The sequence below is a fragment of the Polyangium jinanense genome (assembly GCF_028435265.1).
Classification (GTDB): Bacteria; Myxococcota_A; Polyangia; order Polyangiales; family Polyangiaceae; genus Polyangium; species Polyangium jinanense.
In genome coordinates, this window is record NZ_JAGTJK010000039.1 from 13,451 (window position 1) to 29,987 (window position 16,537).

Consider the following 16,537-nt stretch of genomic DNA (forward strand, 5'->3'; position numbering starts at 1 on the left):
CTCAGCCCACCCGATCCCGGAGCGGAACCGAGGCCACACGTTTCGGTTCCGCGGCCCGATCGAACGGCGCGCCCGCGGCTTCCAGCGCCGTGACCGCCTCCGCCGCAAGCCGCATCGCCCGCACGCCGTCCTCCGCCGTGACCTTCGGCCGATCGCCCCGGACGACGCTCTCGCGGAACGCGACGAGCAGGCGCGCGAGGTCGCCTCCGCGCGGCGGCGTGCGGGTCCGTTTGCCGCCGGCGTCGCTCACCTCCACGAGGTCACGCCCTTCCGAGCGTATCCAGGACAAACGCCTTCCATCGCCGAGGCGCGCCCGCACTTCGAGGGCGTCCGCGGCCTCGGCGAGCAAGAGCTCGATGGTCACGTCGGGCTGCGAAGGACCACTGCCGCGCGCGCGCAAGGTCACGCGTTCGGGCCTTCCGCCGCCCTTGGCCGTGGCTTTTCGGATGTGGAGATCCTCGCCTGCCACGGCCTGCGCGACGTCGCCGAGGTGGATCAGGAGCTCGTAAAGCGCCGTGCGGGACCACGCGTGCAAGCTCGCGGGCGAGGTCGGCGTGGCCCGGTGAACGACCTCGATGTCGACGGGACGATCGGGCCCTTTTCGATCCCCGAGCACGGAAAGAATCTCTTCGAGCCCGCCGGCCGTGCGGAGTTGCTGCGCGACCGTGATGCGCTCGCTCGCCTCGGAAGCGAGCGCCTCGGCCTCGGCGAGCGTCGCGCCGAGCGGTTTTTCCACGAGGCAAGGGAGTCCCCGCGTGATCGCGTCGCGCGTGATCTCCGCGTGCTGCCGCGTGCTCGTGGCGACGATCACCGCGTCGATCGCAGTACGCTCGCAGAGCTCGGCGAGCGAGCGCGCGCGGGGTACGTCGGCCGCGATCTCCGGCAGATCTTTGTCCGGCGCGTGCGGGGAGGCGATGCCGGAAAGGACGAACCCACCTGCTTGCGCGAGCGCCTCCGCGAAGGCGAGGCCCCGCCGGCCCGTGCCGAGGATCGCGACACGGAGGGCGCGCGGCGTGGAGGCGGGGGCCACGGGCAGGTGGACACGCTCGCGCGGCGCTTCCGGAAGCGGGATCTCGTCGCTGCGCGGGATGCGGCCGTCGCCGAAACGGAGCTCGTCGAGGCGATCGATGCCGGGCCGGAAACGCGCGATGCGGGGCTCGGAGAGGCATTTCTCCGGCGTGATTTTCTCGCCGGGGACAGCCAGGAGCTCGCCCGTGCCGAAGAGCGCCGCATACGGCTTCCAGACGCCCGTGCAGACGAGGTCGAAGCGGCAATCGGCGCAGGCCGGGCCTTTTTGTTTTTGCGGGGCGTCTTCGGTCAGCGCGCCGCTCAGGGCGACGAGCACGTCGCTCCACGGCGCCATTTCTTCGAGCTGGCACGGCGGCACGCCCTGGCGCGAGCCCACCACGACCTCGACGCCGAGCTCGTTCGCCCGCGCGATCGCGCGCTTCAGGTACGGCATGACGTCCGAGAATCGTGGCACGTGGTCGGCGAGCCGTTCGAGGGCCTTGTATTGCGGCGTGACGTACGCGAACGAGATGCCGATGCGCGTGCCGAACTCGGCGTGCATCCATTCGACGAATCGCACGAGGTGCCGGTAATTCTGGGCGGAGACGACGTGGTTCACGTCGAGCCGGAGCTCTTCGTGGCGCGCGAAGAGGTGCAAGGCCCGCACGGTGCGCGCGTGGTCGCCCATTTTGCGGGTCTGCAGCCGCGCGAGCGCCTCGTCGTGCGCGTGCAGCGAGACGAAGACGTTCGTGAGGCCCGCCCGGACGAGGGTGTCGACCTTCTCCGGTTTGTCGAGGAGCACCGCGTTCGTGACGAGCTCGATGCTGCGCACGCCGGTCCGCTTGGCGACGGAGACGTAATCGACGAGGTGGCGCGAGAGCGTGGGTTCGCCGCCGCTGAAGGAGATCTGCTCGACCCCCGTGCGGCCGAGGCGCGCGATCCGCCGCATCATCCGGCCCGGATCCTCCTCGACGTTGTGGGAGGTCTCGTTCGCGCTGCAGAACCAGCAATCCTGATTGCAATGAACCGTCGGGCGGAGGACCGTGAAAAACGCCGCGCGCGCCGCGCTTTTTCGGGTCTCGTCCCAGCGCTCGCGTGGCCGCTGGAGCGGGGCGCGGGGCAAGGGGGACAAACCCGCGGCGCCGTGCGTGTTGAGGTAAAGTGTCGTCGTGCCCGGGCAGGCGCGGGAGGCGCCGCAAGCGTCGCAGCCAGGGGCGAGCGAGGAGGTCGCGTGGCGCGGGATCGGGCGGCCGCCGCGATCGGCGAGCAAGCGTTCGGGGACCTCGACGCCGCCGTCGGCGGTTTTCGTGGCCACGGCGCAGAGCGGGATCCCGTCCCGCTCTGTCAGCGTGATTTCGAGCCCTTTTTCCCGGGCAAACCCGATCGCCGCGAGGAGCCCGTCCCGCGCCCGATCCCAGCGCGGCGGCGAAAGCTCGCGCGGCGCGCGCCCATCCACGGGCCGGAGCGCGGAGGGCGTGTAGAGTCGGACGCGACGCGCGCTCGGGGCCGCGCTCGCGAGGAGCGCGATCGCCGCGCGGAGGTCCTGGATCGATGGATCGAGCACCGGGATCTCGAAGACGAGGTCGAGCCCCGTGGCCGCGATCGCGCGGAGGCCTGCGAGCACCGCGGAAAACGCGCCTCGCACGCGGGCGATCGCGTCGTGCACGGCCGGCCGGTCGCTCGCGAGGAAAAACACGACCCCCGAGAGGCCCGCCGCGCGGAGCTCCTCGGCGCGGCCCTCCGCGGCGTAGGCCACGCCGTTCGTCCGCGCGTAGACCGCGCCCCAGCCTGCGTCGCGCGCGTCCTGCACGATCGCGCGGAGATCCTTCAGACGTGAAGCTTCTCCGCGTAGCTCGAGCACGCCGCCGCCGCGCCGGAGCTCTCGCTGCCGCGTCCCTTCGTCCGCTGGCTTGGCGCGGCAGTCGCAGACGGGGCAGGCGAGGTTGCAGCCCTCGGCGAGCAGGAGGCTCGTGTCGGTCGTGCCGGCGCGGGGGCTCATGGGAGGAGCGCATTGTTCGCCGTGGGCGACGGCGCGCGCAAGAGGCATGGGCGGTTCGTGCTTCCCCTCATCCTCGTAGGGCGGTATGGAGCGTGCCGTGTCGGGGGTACGGAGCAAAAGGGTGCCGGGCGAGCGAGACAAGGCCACGACCGTCCTATCCATGGTCGGCCTCCCCGCGCGGGGAAAAACGTACATCGGGCGCCGCGTGGCGCGTTACCTGAGCTGGCTCGGTCATCCGACCCGCGTCTTCAACGTGGGCAGCTACCGGCGCCGGCAGATCGGCGCGAGCCAGCCAGCGGATTTCTTCGCGCCGACGAACAAAGAAGGCCGGCAGGTGCTGCACGACCTCGCCATGACGGCGCTCGACGACATGCTCGCGTGGCTGCGCGAGGGCGGCGAGGTCGGCATCTTCGACGCGACGAACAGCACGAAGGAGCGCAGGCGCCTCGTCGAGGAGCGGTGCCGCAAGGAGGGCCTGCCGGTCGTCTTCATCGAGTCGTTCTGCAACGACTCGTCGGTGATCGAGGCGAACGTCCGCGACACGAAGCTCAAGTCGCCGGACTACGTCGACATGGACCCGGACGCGGCGGCGCAGGATTTCCTGCGGCGCATCGCCCACTACGAGTCGATGTACGAGACGCTCGACGATCCGAACCAGAGCTACATCAAGATCATCGACGTCGGTCGCCAGGTGATCCTGAACCGGATCCACGGCTACCTGCCCGCGCGCCTCGCGCCGCTGCTCATCGACCTGCACGTCTCGCCGCGCCCGATCTGGCTGACACGGCACGGGCAAAGCGACTACAACCGGCACGGCCGCATCGGCGGCGATCCAGAGCTGTCCCCCGCGGGCGAGGAATACGCGAAGCATCTGGCGGAGTTCGTCCGGAAAAACGCGCCGCGGGATCAGGAGGTCGCCGTGTGGACGAGCACGCTGCGGCGGACGATCTCGACGGCGACGAAGATCACGCGGTCGCCGCGGACGTGGCGCGCGCTCGACGAGATCGACGCGGGCGTGTGCGACGGGATGACGTACGACCAGGTGCGGATCGAGATGCCGGACGTGTGGGCCGCGCGGAGCGCCGACAAATTCCGATATCGATATCCACGCGGCGAGTCGTACGAGGACGTGATCCAGCGGCTCGATCCGGTGATCATCCAGCTCGAACGGCAGCGCTCGCCGACGCTGGTGATCGCGCACCAGGCGGTGCTCAGGGCGATTTATGCGTACCTGATGGACCGGCCGCCGAGCGAGTGTCCGTCGATCAGCGTGCCGCTGCACACGGTGATCCAGTTGACCCCGACGGCGTATGGTTGCGAGGAGAAACGATTCGCGCTGCCGCCGAATGTGGAGGATCAGGGGGCGGGGGGATAGGTTTTTCCAGGGAAACCATTCCCTCGGCTTGGGCCGATCAGGGCGGGCCCGCGGGAAAGCCCGAGGCCGTCGGCAGAGGCCCCAGAGAGAACTTCACGACGATTCCTCCGTAAGAGCCGTCTTCCGGCTCGGGAAAGGTGAGCCGGTGCGTGGCGTGATGCACGCATCGGGTGAAGGGCGCGATGCGTTCTTCGTCGTTCGCGGTGAGCCCATGGCGAGGCTCGTTGACGTTCACCTGGCCGATGAACCCGTCCGCTCCCACGACGAACCGGACCACCGGTTCGAGCCTCTCCGGGCCGTGCACTTCGACATGGTCCCGGTAGCAATCCTCGACCGAGGCGCGGAGGACGGCGAGCCGGGCGTCGGCGTCCTCGCGCGCGAGTTTGCCGAAGAACGTGAGCACCTCGGGCGCCTCCGTCGTCTCCGTCTCCGTCTCCGTCCCCGGATCCTCGGGGGCGGCGGGGCTCGGGAGCTGCATCGGCTCGCGCGGCACGAGGGGCTCGGCCACCGTCACTTCGAACACCGGGATCGAGCGCTCCTCGCCGTGGGGCGTCTTCCTCGTGCGTTCGAGGGAGAGCACCGCGGCGACGACGGCGCGCGCCTTTTCGAGCGACGTGCCCCGCGACAAACGGATCATCACGCGGTCACGCTTCCGGTCCTGCGGGTCGCGGTGGCCGCCGTGGGCCGTCCACATCTCGTGCGCCGCCGCGGTGAGCGTCGGATACCGCAAGCCGCCCGCGATCGCGTCCTCGCGGGGCACGCGGCGCTGCACCTTGGCGATGTCGGCGATACGCCACTGGAGGACGAATGTGTCGGACGACGTCGCGTCGATCTCGAGGTACCCGATCCGCGGCGAGAGGGCCGCCGTCTCGGGATCGACATGGAGGGGCTCGGCAAGCTCGAGCAGCGGCGGCGCGAGCGGGAGGGCGGGCATGAGGATGCGGGCGCCGACGCGCGGATCGGGAAGCGAGACGCGCAGGGGCGCGCTGAGGTAGGGGCCGTGGAGGACGAGGTCGTACGTGCTCTCGTCGAGGCCGTCGAAGCGCACGGACAGGCCATCCTCCCGACGCGCCGGGGCAAACTGCCAGCTGAGCACGACGGATGCGGCGGTCGTGGGCGGGAGCTCGGTCGGGAAGGGGCTCACGAGATCCACGACGAGCGCGCCCGCGGGCAAGGACGGGTCCGCGAGCGTGACGCCGGGGTTCGCGGAGAGGCGGGTCTGGTCGGCGACGAGTGATTCGATGTGGCGGAGCCCGGCGTTCGTGGGGAGGACGAAGAGGGCGGGCGCGAGCGCGAGGAGGAACGTCACGAGCAACGCGGGGCGCGCGCGGGAGAGGGCGCCCGAGAGGCCACGCGGCGGCATCGCGACGAGCGTCGTGAGGACGATCGGAACGGCGAAGAGCGCGCCCGCGGCCGCAAGCTCGACGGTCGTGCGGCGGAGTCCACGCGCGGCGCGGCCGAGGTCGGCGAGGGGGGCGCCCGGCGTCGAGATGGCGATGATCTCGCCCATCGCAGGCGCGAGCGCGGCGAGGAGGACGCCGCCGATGCCGGCGCACGCGGAGGCGAGGAGGCGCGTGGCGGCATACCCGTCGCCGCGGTTCGTCCGCGAGGCGCCGAGCACCACGGCGACGAGGCCCATGCCCGCGGGCAGCGCCGCGACCCAGCTCCCGACCGCGTCGCGGCCGAGGTCGTCCTTGCCGAGGAGGCGCGCAACAAGCGCCGCCGAAAGGAGCGAGAGCGTGGCGACGACGAGCGCGACGAGGGGGCGTTTGTCCTTGTTGATCGACGCCGTGGCGCGCGCGGGCCGGAGCGAGAGCGCGGCGACGCCGAGCGAGATCGAAGCGACGAGCAGGCCCGCATCGAAGAGGGAGGCGCGGAGCATCAGCGCGGAGGCCGCGGCGCGCGCGCGGTCGCCGAACGCGAGATCGGGCATCTTCGCCAGCGGATCCGGCATCCACGCGATCGAGGCGGCGAGGGTCGTGGCCGCGAGGAAGGCGGGCGGGAGGCAGAGGAGGGACGCCGAGGCGCGCCGCTGCGAGACGAAACGGGTGAGGGCGACGGTCGCGGCGAGCGCGCATCCGAAGCCGAAGCCCACGGCGAGCGCGCCGCGGGGCTCGGCGAGGTGCAGGTTGAAGAAGGCGATCCGCACGAGCCCCGCCTCGGACTCGGCGAGCAGGGCGAGCGCGACGGCGATCGGCACGACGAGCGTGATCGTCGCGACGGCGAGGTTTTGCCGCGTGCGTCGGGACGCGCGGCGGGCTCGCTCTTCGGGGCTCCCCGAGGCGTCCTTGTCAGCCACGTCGCGCAGGGTATCCGGACCAGGCCCCGCGCCGCGAGGGAAAAACCGTGACAACGCGCCGCGGCCGTCGATACCCTGCACGGCATGCGCGCGGCGGGCGTCTTCGCGTGGGCCATCTTGACGGCGGCGGCCGCGTCGGCCGAAGCATTCTCGGGCTACTACTTCTACAACGACTCCCGGAGGGAGGAGGACGCGCCGATCACGAACAGCGCGACGACCTTGGTGATCGCGCGGCGCGGGACGCGCACCGTCGTCTCGATGCAAATGGACTACATCGAGTCGGCCGACATGCGCAACGTCGCGATGATCGTGCCCGTGCCGGCCACGTTCAAGCCCGACACGGTGAAGTGGCTCCCGAAGGACGTCTTCGAGCGGCTCGACGTGATCAGCGCGCCGCGGCTCGTCGAATCCTGGCAGCAGGATCCCTGCACCTACGCGGACATCGCCTCGATCGCGGCCCGCGACAAGGAGGGCAGCCCGAGCGCGCTGCCGGACGAGGGCTCCACGCGGCCGCGCGGCCAGGAGACCTCCCGGGTTCAGATCGACGCGCAATGGCGCGGCTCCTATGTCGAGGTCGTCGAGGCCTCCGAGCTGGAGTCTTGGATCCCGCGATGGGGGCATCACATCCCGGAGAACGTCGCGCCCGTGCTGCGCTCGTACAAGGAGGCCGGGTGGAAATTCTTCGTGGTGTCCATCGATCCCCGGAAGGACGAAATGCGGAACGGCCGCGTCGTGCTTCCGCCCATCCAGTTCGAATACGACGAAGAGACGGTGCGGCTGCCCTTGCGCGTCGGGCTCCTGAGCTCAGCGGGCACGCAGGACGTCGTGGTGCACGTGCTCGCGGAGGACAGATACGAGGCCGCGAATCACCCGAATTTCACGATTCCGACGAACGTGGAGGTCGACGGGTCGGCCCGCGCGCGCTTCGGCGAGTTCTATGCGTCGCTCTTCGACGCGACGCTCGACAAGAATCCCGGTGCGTTCGTGACCGAATACGCGTGGGACGCGGGGTCGTGTGATCCGTGTCCGGGGCCCATGCTTTCGCCCGAGGAAAAGCGATTGCTGGGCGCGCCGTCGGGGATGGTCATGCATACGCGGCTTCATGCGCGTTATCGCAAGGAGGCGCTCGGGGAGGACCTCGTTTTGCGGAGCGCGTCGCCGATCCAGGGCGGGCGCGGCGGCGAGGGGCAGGCGGCGGTGCCCGCGGAGGTGAGCACATTCCAGGGGCGCTACGTTTATCGCCATCGCTGGCAGGGCCCGGTGACGTGCCCGAGCCCCGATTTCGACATCTGGGGCGGGCCGCCGAGCGCGGACCTCGTGAGCGTGCGGCCGGCCGCGCCGTCGTCCGAGGTGGTGCGGGGGAAGGTCTATCTTTCAGCGATGTTGCGCGATTCCGTGCCGGCTGCCGGGATCGTATCGAAGCCGCGCCCGGACGGGGGCGGGGGAAAGCGATTCTTGCTCGGCTTCGGGCTCGGCGCGGGCGCGGGGCTCTTCGGTACGATCGGCGTGGTATTGGCGGTGACCCGAAGTCGGCGCGGTTCGCGCAGGAATTCGCCATAACACGAGCGTCCGATTCCTCGCTTGACATCCAGGTCGTGGATCGCATCATGAGCGACCGTCCGTGAATGCGGTGCGAAGGTGTATTCGCGGGTCCGGGACGGCTTCGACAGAACGGGAGATCACGATGAGACGATTTCTTGGTTATTCGGTCCTCGGTTCGTTCGCTTGCCTCCTCGCGATTGCTGCGGGGTGCGAAGGCGAGGATCTCAACACCGGCGGCACGGGCGGCTCGGGGCTCAGCACGAATACGAGCAACGGTGGCGCGGGCGGTGGCACGGGCGGCGCGGGCGGGAGCATGCAAGAGAGCTTCGTGCGGATCCACTATCGGCTGCAGGACGGCGGTGATCCGAAGTCATGGGGCGTGCATTTCTGGGGCGCGGGCTCGACGTCGCCGGCGTGGGGATCGCCGCAGGTGTTCGACGGGACCGACGAGTTCGGCGTGTACACCGACGTGCGGGTGACCGTGACCGGCGAGGCGGACGACGCCTGGCTCGGGCTCATTCCCGTGCAATGCTCGAATGGGAACTGCAAGAAGGACGTCGAGACGGGGGTTCGTTTCACCGACCTCACGAAGAACGCGCAGGATCCGAACATCGCCGAGTGCTGGATCACGCAGGGCCAGGCGGTCTCCACGACGCCGCCGGCGGCGGGCGGGCCGGCGTACGAGATCTCGCGGCCGAAGGATTTCATCGACCTCGGCAATGGCAGCGTGCGGATGATGTTCCGCGTGGCGAAGGGCTCGACGGGTACGGTCGAGTACGGCGCGGCCGCGGGTATGCTCGACAAGAAGGCGACGTGGACGGCCGCGGACGACATCAACAAGAATGGCCTCGTGATCACGGGGCTGACGCCGGGCCAGGCCGTGTATTACAAGATCTCGACGGCGCTCGACGCGAATGGGCAGAAGCTCGAGGACACGTCGGACGTGCTCGATCTGACGCCGATCTCCTATGCGACGATCACGGACGCAGCTTCCTTTGCGTCGTGGGGCAGCAAGGGGATCATGTACCAGCTCATCGTGCGCACGTTCGCGGACGGCGGCGCGACGAAGGCGGTGGCCGATTCCGAGACGGAGAGCGGCATCGACGACACGAAGCGGGACGGCATCGGGGATCTCGTCGGTCTGCGCAAGGCGCTGCCGTACCTGGGGAGCCTCGGCGTCGAAGCGATCTGGATGACGCCGGTGTTCAAGGCGAAGAGCTACCACGGCTACGATACGACGGATTTCTACGACATCGATCCGTCGGTCGGTACGATGAAGGATTTCACCGATCTCACGCAGGCGGCGCACGACGCGGGGATCAAGATCATCCTCGATCTCGTGCAGAATCACGTGGCCGACGTGAACCCCTGGTTCATCGCGGGCTCGGATCCGAAGCACGCCGAATACGACAAGTACCACGACTGGTTCGTCTGGTCCGATCAGTATTCGAACATGCTGGCGGACGGGCACCCGTGGGACGGCTCGGCCGTGATGTGGGCGTGCAAGAATTACCAGTGCTACCACCAGATCTTCGGCGGCCCGATGCCGGAGCTCAATTACCGCAACCCCGAGGTGCGCGCCGAGATGAAGAAGATCTCGGAGCACTGGATCCACCTCGGGGCGGACGGGTACCGGCTCGACGCGTCGAAGCACATCGACCAGTTCGACGACAACGCGAACATCTCGCTCGACAAGCACGGCACGCACGTGTGGTGGAAGGAATTCAACTATTTCGTCAAGAAAGACGTCGTGCGGCCCGCGGGCTCGGCCGCGGTGCTTCTGACGGGTGAGAATCGCTGGGACGATCCGGCGCAGTACGGAAAGATGCTGCCGTACGGCAGCGACATGGATTCGCAGTTCGACTTCCCGTTCCGCAGCATCGTCGGCAATTTCGTGAACGGGCAGACGGGCGACGCGGTCGATTTCGTGGGGTACGTGAAAAAGGTCCAGGCGGACCTCGCAGCTGGCGGCAATGGCGGCAGCCCGCACCATTACCTGCAACGGTTCCTGTCGAACCACGACCTCGAGCGGCCGGCGACGCAGTTCGAGGGCGCGGGCGCGGCGCTCGACGCGAAGCTGAAGCAGGCCGCGACGGTCGTGCTCACGCTGCCCGGCATGCCGGTCATCTATTACGGCGAGGAATTCGGCAAGAAGGGCAAGCGCGACAAGTACGTCGGGAACGAGGAGTGGGACCGCGACGAGTTCATCCGCGAGCCGATGAGCTGGTTCGAGACGAACGTGTTCGTCGGCGACAAGACGACGGGCTGGAACATCGACGTGGCGGCCACGAACGAGGCGAACAAGGACGCGCTGCCGTTCCCGGGCCTCGGCATCACGGTCGCGCCGAACCCGGATTATCCGTTCGTGAAGTTCATGTCGGAGCAGGAGCCGGCCTCGTGGGCCGCGCAGGATACCGACCCGTCGAGCCTCTTGAACCACTACCGGCAGATCACCGCGATCCGCAAGCAGCACGCGGTGTTCACGGACCTCGCCGCGACGATCACGCTCGTGAAGAACACGGCTGACGTCTACGAATACAAGCTCCAGAACGCCACGGAGACGATCACGGTCGTCCTGAGCCGCAAGTCGACGCCGCAGACGGTCACGCTGGCCGCCGCGGGGACGGAGCTCATCTCCGGCCTCACGGGCACGTCGTTCGAGGTGCCCGCGTACGGGGGGATCATCGTCCAGAGCAACTAAAAATGTGCCGATAGGAAAAACATGGGCCGCGCTTTTCGAGACAGGAAGGCGTGGCCCATGGCGTTTTCCTGCCCCGGCGCGCGGGGCTCGACGTCGAGCCGCGTATCGTGGTAGCGTCTCCTAGCTGGTTTGAAACCGTTCACCCTCATGGTACTGGTGGTGTTCGGGCTCGTCGTGGCGGCGGTCGCGGCGAGGTTGCTCGGGCTTGCGGCGCGTACGCACAAAGCTCCCGAGTTTTTGCTCGGTCTGTCGATGTTGCTTCCACTCGTGGGGTATTCGATCCAGGTGACGAGCGCGGTGACCCGAGGCGGCGTGCCCGCGCCGATGGCCGTGGAGATCGGCGGGCTCGTGGTCGATGCGGGATTTTTGGTCGTCGCGGGCTTCGTGTGGCTCGTCTTCCGCCGGGAAGAAGCCTGGGCCCAGGGGTTCGCGCTCTTGCTCGGGGCCGTGGGGCTCGCGATGCCCGTCGTGAACCACGTCGTCCCCTGGTCCAATGGATTGCCTTCGGCGCTCTGGCCACGCGCGGTCTTGCGGACGCTTTGTTATGGCTGGGCCGCCGTGGAGGCGCTCCGGTATGCGGTGCTCATGCGAAAACGCGTGCGTTTTGGGCTCGCGGAGCCGATCGTGGCCGATCGGTTCGGCCTCTGGGGCTTCGGGTATCTTTGCGCGGCGCTGATGCTCGACGGCCTGACCGCGGGCGGCGCGCTGCACGTGCAACAATCACGCTTCGCCGACGTTTTCCTCGTGGGCGGCGCGGCATTCGGGGTACCGGCCATGCTGGCGTTCGGATTGAGCTTTTTCCCGCCGGTCGCGTACGTGCGATACGTCGAGCGCCGCCTCGGCGCAGGGGCTGCGTCATGAGCGAGGGGTCGCGGGTCTTCGAGCGGGTCGCCGAGGAGCTCGAGCGGCTTACGAAGCTGAGCCGGCTGGAGGCGCGGGGGACGTTGCGGCTCGCGCTCCGGGAAGCAGGGTTTTTGCCGAAGAACGTGACGCCTCGCTCCATGATCGTGGTGCTCGAAAAGACGCTGCCCCCGGCGCTTTTGAAGCGCGGCGTGCGGGACGGCGGGACGATTTGTTACCAAATCGGGATCCTCGTTCGCGAGACGATGGGTATGGAATCGTCCGACGGGGAGACGCCGGAGCGGGTGTTTGCCCGGATCGGGCGCGCCACGATCCCGCCGTCCTCGCCGGGGCGGTCGTCGATGGTGCCGGATGTCACACGAACGCCGACGGGGCGCCTCTCCGCCGTGCCGCCGCCCGAAAAAAAGCCGGGGGTGTGATCGCCAAGGCGCCGTCGCAATCGGCGTCACGCGAGAAATCTTCCCGCCGCCGCGCGGACGGCGCGAACATGGACGACGCGGTCGGGGGATCATCGAGCGGGGTGTCAGCTCCGAGCCCCCAGGCCGTTCGGCCTTCGTCGGCTCCGGAGGACCATGACCCGCTCGCTGGATCGAATCAGGGCGCTCGCGAAGAATCACCCCCTGCCGCTGCGCGCGGCGATCGGTCTGCTCGTGCTCGTCGCGAGCCTTGTCGTGTTCATCAAGTCGCAGCGCGTGCCGCCGGTGCGCCCGGGCGTCGTCGACGCGCGGCTCGAGCTCGCTGCGGGCGAGGTGCGGCTCGTCGAGGCCGGCAAGGGGAGCACGGTGATCTCGGGCGCGCCGCTGCCCGCGGGCGCGGAGCTCGCGACCGGGACCGGGGCGCGGGCGCTCGTGCGGTTGTCGGATGGATCGTCCCTGTTTTTGCGGGGCGACGCGACCGTGCGTCTCCAGCCGGACGGCGCCGAGATCGTGGCCGGCGAGGTGTGGCTCGACGCGCCGCCGTCCGAGCGCGGCGGCCTCAAGCACAAGGCCGGGGACGCGACGATCGCCGCGGCGGACGCGGGGCTTTCGATCCGGCGCGCGGGCGCCGAGGTCGTGGTCGTGGTGACGCGTGGGCTCGCGGTGCTGACGGCGCCGGGCGGGCGCGTGGAGGTGAACGCCGGGGAGCAGGCGCAGGCGTCCGGGAATGACAAACCCAAGGTGAGCCCGGTGCTCTTCTGGGACGACTGGACCGGCGGCATGGGCGACGGTCGGCCGCTCGCGGGCGCGGGCAGCGGCGCGGGGCGGATTTACGGGGTGAGTCCGGGGCTTGCCGGCGAGAAGGCGAAGGTGCTCGAGGTCAGCCGCCAGTCGGTGCGGGCGGTGATCCGCGAGGGGCTCGCCGAGACGGAGGTCGATCAGACGTTCGGCAATCCGGGCGGCGGCGTGCTCGAGGGCTGGTACTGGTTCAGCGTGCCGGAGCGGGCGATCGTGACGTCGTTCGCGGTCGAGACGAACGGCGTGCTCGTCGAGGGCGAGGTGACCGAGCGCAAGGAGGCCGCCGCGAAGTACGCGACGGCCGTGGCGACGGGGAATTCGCCCGCGCTGCTCGAATGGATCGACGGGCGGACGTATCGCTCGCGGATCTACCCGATCCCGGCGTCGGGCTCGCGCCGCGTGGTGCTCAGGTACCTCGAGGTGTTGCCTTCGCAGGGCGGGAAGCTCGAGTACCTCTACCCGATGCGCGGCGAGGATCCGGCGCGGATCGGGGAGTTTTCCCTCGAGGTGGATCTCGGCGTGGCGGGCTCGAAGATGCGGATCGCGAGCCTCGCGGACGCGGTGGTCGAGGACGGCGGGCGGCGCGTGACGATGCGTCGGAGCGGGTATCTTCCGCGCGCGGACTTTCAGCTCGAAGCGGCGCCGATCCAGCCTGAAAAGCGGGTCGCGCTGACGGTCGGGCGGTTCGCCGCGGGCGCGGATCGGGCCGATTATGTGATGGCGCGCTACGTGCCGGACATCGACTGGGCCACGGTGCCCGAGCCGCCGGGGGACGTGGCGGTCGTGGTCGATACGTCGGCGTCGGGGGACGAGGCGGTGCGGCAGCAGAAGGCGGCCGCGGCGGAGGCGATCCTGCGGGCGCTGTCGCAGAAGGATCGGTTCGTGCTCATCGCGATCGATTCGGCGCCGACGGTGCTCTGGCCGAAGGACGGGCTTGCCGAGGCGACGGACAAGGAGATCGCGGCGGCCCTCGCGCGGCTCGCGGAGCACGCGTCGGGCGGCGCGACGGATCTCGGCGCGCTGTTCGACGCGGCGCTCGGGCGGCTGCACGGGACCGAGCAGCCGGCGGTGGTGTACATCGGCGACGGTTTGCCCACGTCGGGCGAGGTGAGCGGCGATCGGCTGTCGGAGCGGCTGCGGCGGAGTTTGTCCACGTCGCGGGCGCGGCTGTTCACGGTGGCCGTTGGGACACAAAGCAACGTGGGGCTCTTGCGCGAGCTTGCGCGGCAGGGTGGCGGGCAGAGCTTCCGCATCGATCGGATGGAGACGGCGACGAGCGAGGTCTTGCGGCTCGCGAGCGCGATCAAGACGCCGACGATCACGGAGCTCGCGATCGATCTCGGGGCCGGGCTCGACGAGGCGATGCTGACGGCGAGCGGGAAGGTGTCGCGCGGGGAGGAGGTGCTTCTGTTTGCCCGGACGCACCACGCGCTGCCGGCCGAGGCGACGGTGAAAGGTCGCGTGGGCGGGAAGGATTTTGCGAAGAGTTATCCGATCACGCTCGCGCAAGGGACGAGCACGTCGCTCGTGCCGCGGCTGTGGGCGGCGGAGAAGGTGCGGCGGCTGCTCGGCGAGGTGACGGATCCAGAGGAGCAGCGCGGCAAGATCGTGGAGATCGGGCTCGAATACGGGCTGATGACGCCGTTCACGAGCATCCTCGCGCTGGAGAGCGAGGCGGCGTATGCGCGGCAAGGGATCCGGCGGAGGTATTCGCCGCTGCGTGGCGTGCGGCTTTCGGCGCTCGATGCGCGCACGGAGCGGGCGCTGATGGATGCGGCGCTGAATCCGGCGCCCGCGGTCGCGATGGGGTGCAGCCTTCGCAGCAAGGAGGAGGCGCCGGCATCGGAGAGCGTGGCGGCCGCGCCCGCGCCGCTGGTGGTCGAAGACAAACCGGCGGACCAGCAGAACGAGACGCCCCCGGCGACGGCGATGGCGACCGCGGAGCCCGCGGAGCCCGAGCCCGCGGTCGCCGGCAACGCGCTCTCGCCTGCGAAGCCTGCGCCGGGCGGGGGAGGCGGGGCGTTCCGCGGGGCGGCGGAGCAGGAGGGGATCGAAGCGCTGGAGAAGACGGTCACGCGGTCGGCGGTGATCGGACCGGCGAACGGGGATCTGCCGGCGCTCAAGGAGAAGGTTCACGCGCCCGAGGCGCCGCCGCCGCCCCCGACGCCCACGGCGACGTCCACGTTCGACGCGACGAAAAAACTCCCGGCAGCGCCGAGCCCGCGTGTGAGTCACATCCTGCCGCCCACGCCGTGCAGCGACGTCGCGCGGAGGCCACTCGCGGATCGCATCGTGATGTGGTCGAAGCGGCTGCGCGGCGAGATCGATGGCAAGACGCTCGTGTCGCGGTACCAGGCCGCGCGCGGCGCGTGCGAGATCCCGGACTGGCGCGCCGAGCAAGCGCTGCTCGACCTGCTCCAGCGCAAGGCCCGCACCGAGGATGCCGTGACCACGCTGCTCGCGCACTTCGAGTCGGCGCCCGACACGCGCGCGTACGTGGCGCAGGCGATCCTGCGTCGCTCGGTCGATCCGAGGATCGCCGCGTCCGTACGGCGCACGTTGTTCGGCGAGAAGATCGCCTGGGAGCAGGTGGACGCGGAGCTCGCCGCGATCGACGGTGTGGACGCGAAGCTCGCGAAGTTGCGCGAGCGGATGCTGGTCGCGCCGGGGGATCCCGAGGGCGATCTGCGGGTCGTGCGGCTGCTCGCGGAGGCGGGCAAGAAGGACGACGCGCTCGCGCAAGGAAGGCGTCTGCGCGACCGCGGCTTCATGAGCCCCGACCTCGCGCTCGCGCTCGGCGACGTGCTCGCGGCGCAGGGGTTTCAGGACGAGGCGCTCCGCACGTACTCGGAGATCGTGGAGTTCGACCCGCAGAGCGCCGAGTCGCGGCGGCTGCTCGGTGATGTGTTCCTGCGGCACGGCTGGTACGGCGCGGCGTACCGGCAATACAAGACGCTCACGGATCTGCCGGCCGCGGACGCGCCGAGCTTCTTGCGCCTGGCGCTGGCCGCCTCGGGCAGCGGGCGCGTGGACGAGGCGCTGCGTCTGGAGCGGCAGGTCGCGTCGGCCGAGGGGACGCCGGGGCCGCGGGATCCGCGGCTCTGGGCGCGACTCTGGGCCGCGGCGCATCTCGGGCGGCTCCTCGAAGGCGAGGGCAAACCCGTGGAGCCGGGTCTCGCCGATGGGTTGTCGCGGAAGCTCAAGGAGCTGTCGCTCTTCAGCGGCCCGAGCGCGCTCGCGATCCTCACGTGGGAGGATCTCGATACGGAGCTCGGGCTCGTCGGGAAAGACGGCGCGGTCGAGGCGACGCTGACGGAGGTCTCGGACGCGGCGTCGATCGGGATCTCGGCGGTGGAGCTGCCGCTTGGCGACGAGGCGCGTCTCGCGTTTCTGGCGCGCTTCCGCAAGGCGAGCCCGGGGCGCGACGTGCCCGTCACGCTGCACGCGATCGCGTGGGACGGGAAGGCGTTTCGTGTGACGATCCGGAAGGCGAAGCTCGGCGCGAAGGACACGGAGGTCACGCTCTGAGGAGAGGCGC

Annotated in this window: 8 protein-coding genes; 6 read left to right on the top strand and 2 right to left on the bottom strand. The window is 69.9% G+C overall.

The window, feature by feature from the left end; translation table 11 throughout:
- Position 1: 1 nt before the first annotated feature.
- Entirely contained in the window at positions 2-3,007 is a 3,006-nt protein-coding gene (locus tag KEG38_RS40245) for a radical SAM protein (protein ID WP_272425776.1), read from the bottom strand.
- A gap of 121 nt (positions 3,008-3,128) precedes the next feature.
- Between KEG38_RS40245 and KEG38_RS40250 the strand changes: the two genes are divergently transcribed.
- On the top strand, positions 3,129-4,382 hold the full coding sequence (locus KEG38_RS40250; RefSeq protein WP_272425777.1) for a 6-phosphofructo-2-kinase/fructose-2,6-bisphosphatase: 1,254 nt from the start codon (positions 3,129-3,131) through the stop codon (positions 4,380-4,382).
- Positions 4,383-4,419: 37 nt separating this feature from the next.
- On the opposite strand, the gene KEG38_RS40255 is transcribed toward KEG38_RS40250, so the two are convergent.
- Positions 4,420-6,681: a GumC domain-containing protein gene (locus KEG38_RS40255; protein ID WP_272425778.1), complete on the bottom strand. Its 2,262-nt coding sequence runs from the start codon at positions 6,679-6,681 to the stop codon at positions 4,420-4,422.
- An 84-nt stretch (positions 6,682-6,765) separates the two neighbouring features.
- Here KEG38_RS40255 and KEG38_RS40260 point away from each other — a divergent pair, with 84 nt between their 5' ends.
- The 5 genes from KEG38_RS40260 (at position 6,766) to KEG38_RS40280 (ending at position 16,527) form a co-directional block, all read left to right on the top strand.
- Positions 6,766-8,241, top strand: coding sequence for a DUF2330 domain-containing protein (locus KEG38_RS40260; RefSeq protein WP_272425779.1), 1,476 nt, complete (start codon positions 6,766-6,768; stop codon positions 8,239-8,241).
- A 124-nt stretch (positions 8,242-8,365) separates the two neighbouring features.
- Complete coding sequence (locus KEG38_RS40265) at positions 8,366-10,924, top strand: alpha-amylase family glycosyl hydrolase (protein WP_272425780.1); 2,559 nt, start codon at positions 8,366-8,368, stop codon at positions 10,922-10,924.
- Between the two features lie 147 nt (positions 10,925-11,071).
- Positions 11,072-11,785, top strand: a complete 714-nt coding sequence (locus KEG38_RS40270) for a hypothetical protein (RefSeq protein ID WP_272425781.1) — start codon at positions 11,072-11,074, stop codon at positions 11,783-11,785.
- The gene (locus KEG38_RS40275) at positions 11,782-12,204 is read left to right on the top strand and encodes a hypothetical protein (protein WP_272425782.1); all 423 of its coding nucleotides are present in this window, start codon (positions 11,782-11,784) and stop codon (positions 12,202-12,204) included. The genes KEG38_RS40270 and KEG38_RS40275 overlap by 4 nt, the downstream gene beginning before the upstream one ends.
- 153 nt (positions 12,205-12,357) lie before the next feature.
- Positions 12,358-16,527 carry a VIT domain-containing protein gene (locus tag KEG38_RS40280; RefSeq protein ID WP_272425783.1) on the top strand — a complete coding sequence of 1,390 codons (4,170 nt, stop codon included), beginning with the start codon at positions 12,358-12,360 and terminating at the stop codon, positions 16,525-16,527.
- The last annotated feature ends 10 nt before the right edge of the window (positions 16,528-16,537 follow it).

Coding starts and splice junctions, on each gene's coding strand:
- KEG38_RS40260 (WP_272425779.1), top strand. CDS start 6,766: ATGCGCGCGGCGGGCGTCTTCGCGTGGGCCATCTTGACGGCGGCGGCC.
- KEG38_RS40275 (WP_272425782.1), top strand. CDS start 11,782: ATGAGCGAGGGGTCGCGGGTCTTCGAGCGGGTCGCCGAGGAGCTCGAG.
- KEG38_RS40265 (WP_272425780.1), top strand. CDS start 8,366: ATGAGACGATTTCTTGGTTATTCGGTCCTCGGTTCGTTCGCTTGCCTC.
- KEG38_RS40245 (WP_272425776.1), bottom strand. CDS start 3,007: ATGAGCCCCCGCGCCGGCACGACCGACACGAGCCTCCTGCTCGCCGAG.
- KEG38_RS40280 (WP_272425783.1), top strand. CDS start 12,358: ATGACCCGCTCGCTGGATCGAATCAGGGCGCTCGCGAAGAATCACCCC.
- KEG38_RS40270 (WP_272425781.1), top strand. CDS start 11,072: ATGGTACTGGTGGTGTTCGGGCTCGTCGTGGCGGCGGTCGCGGCGAGG.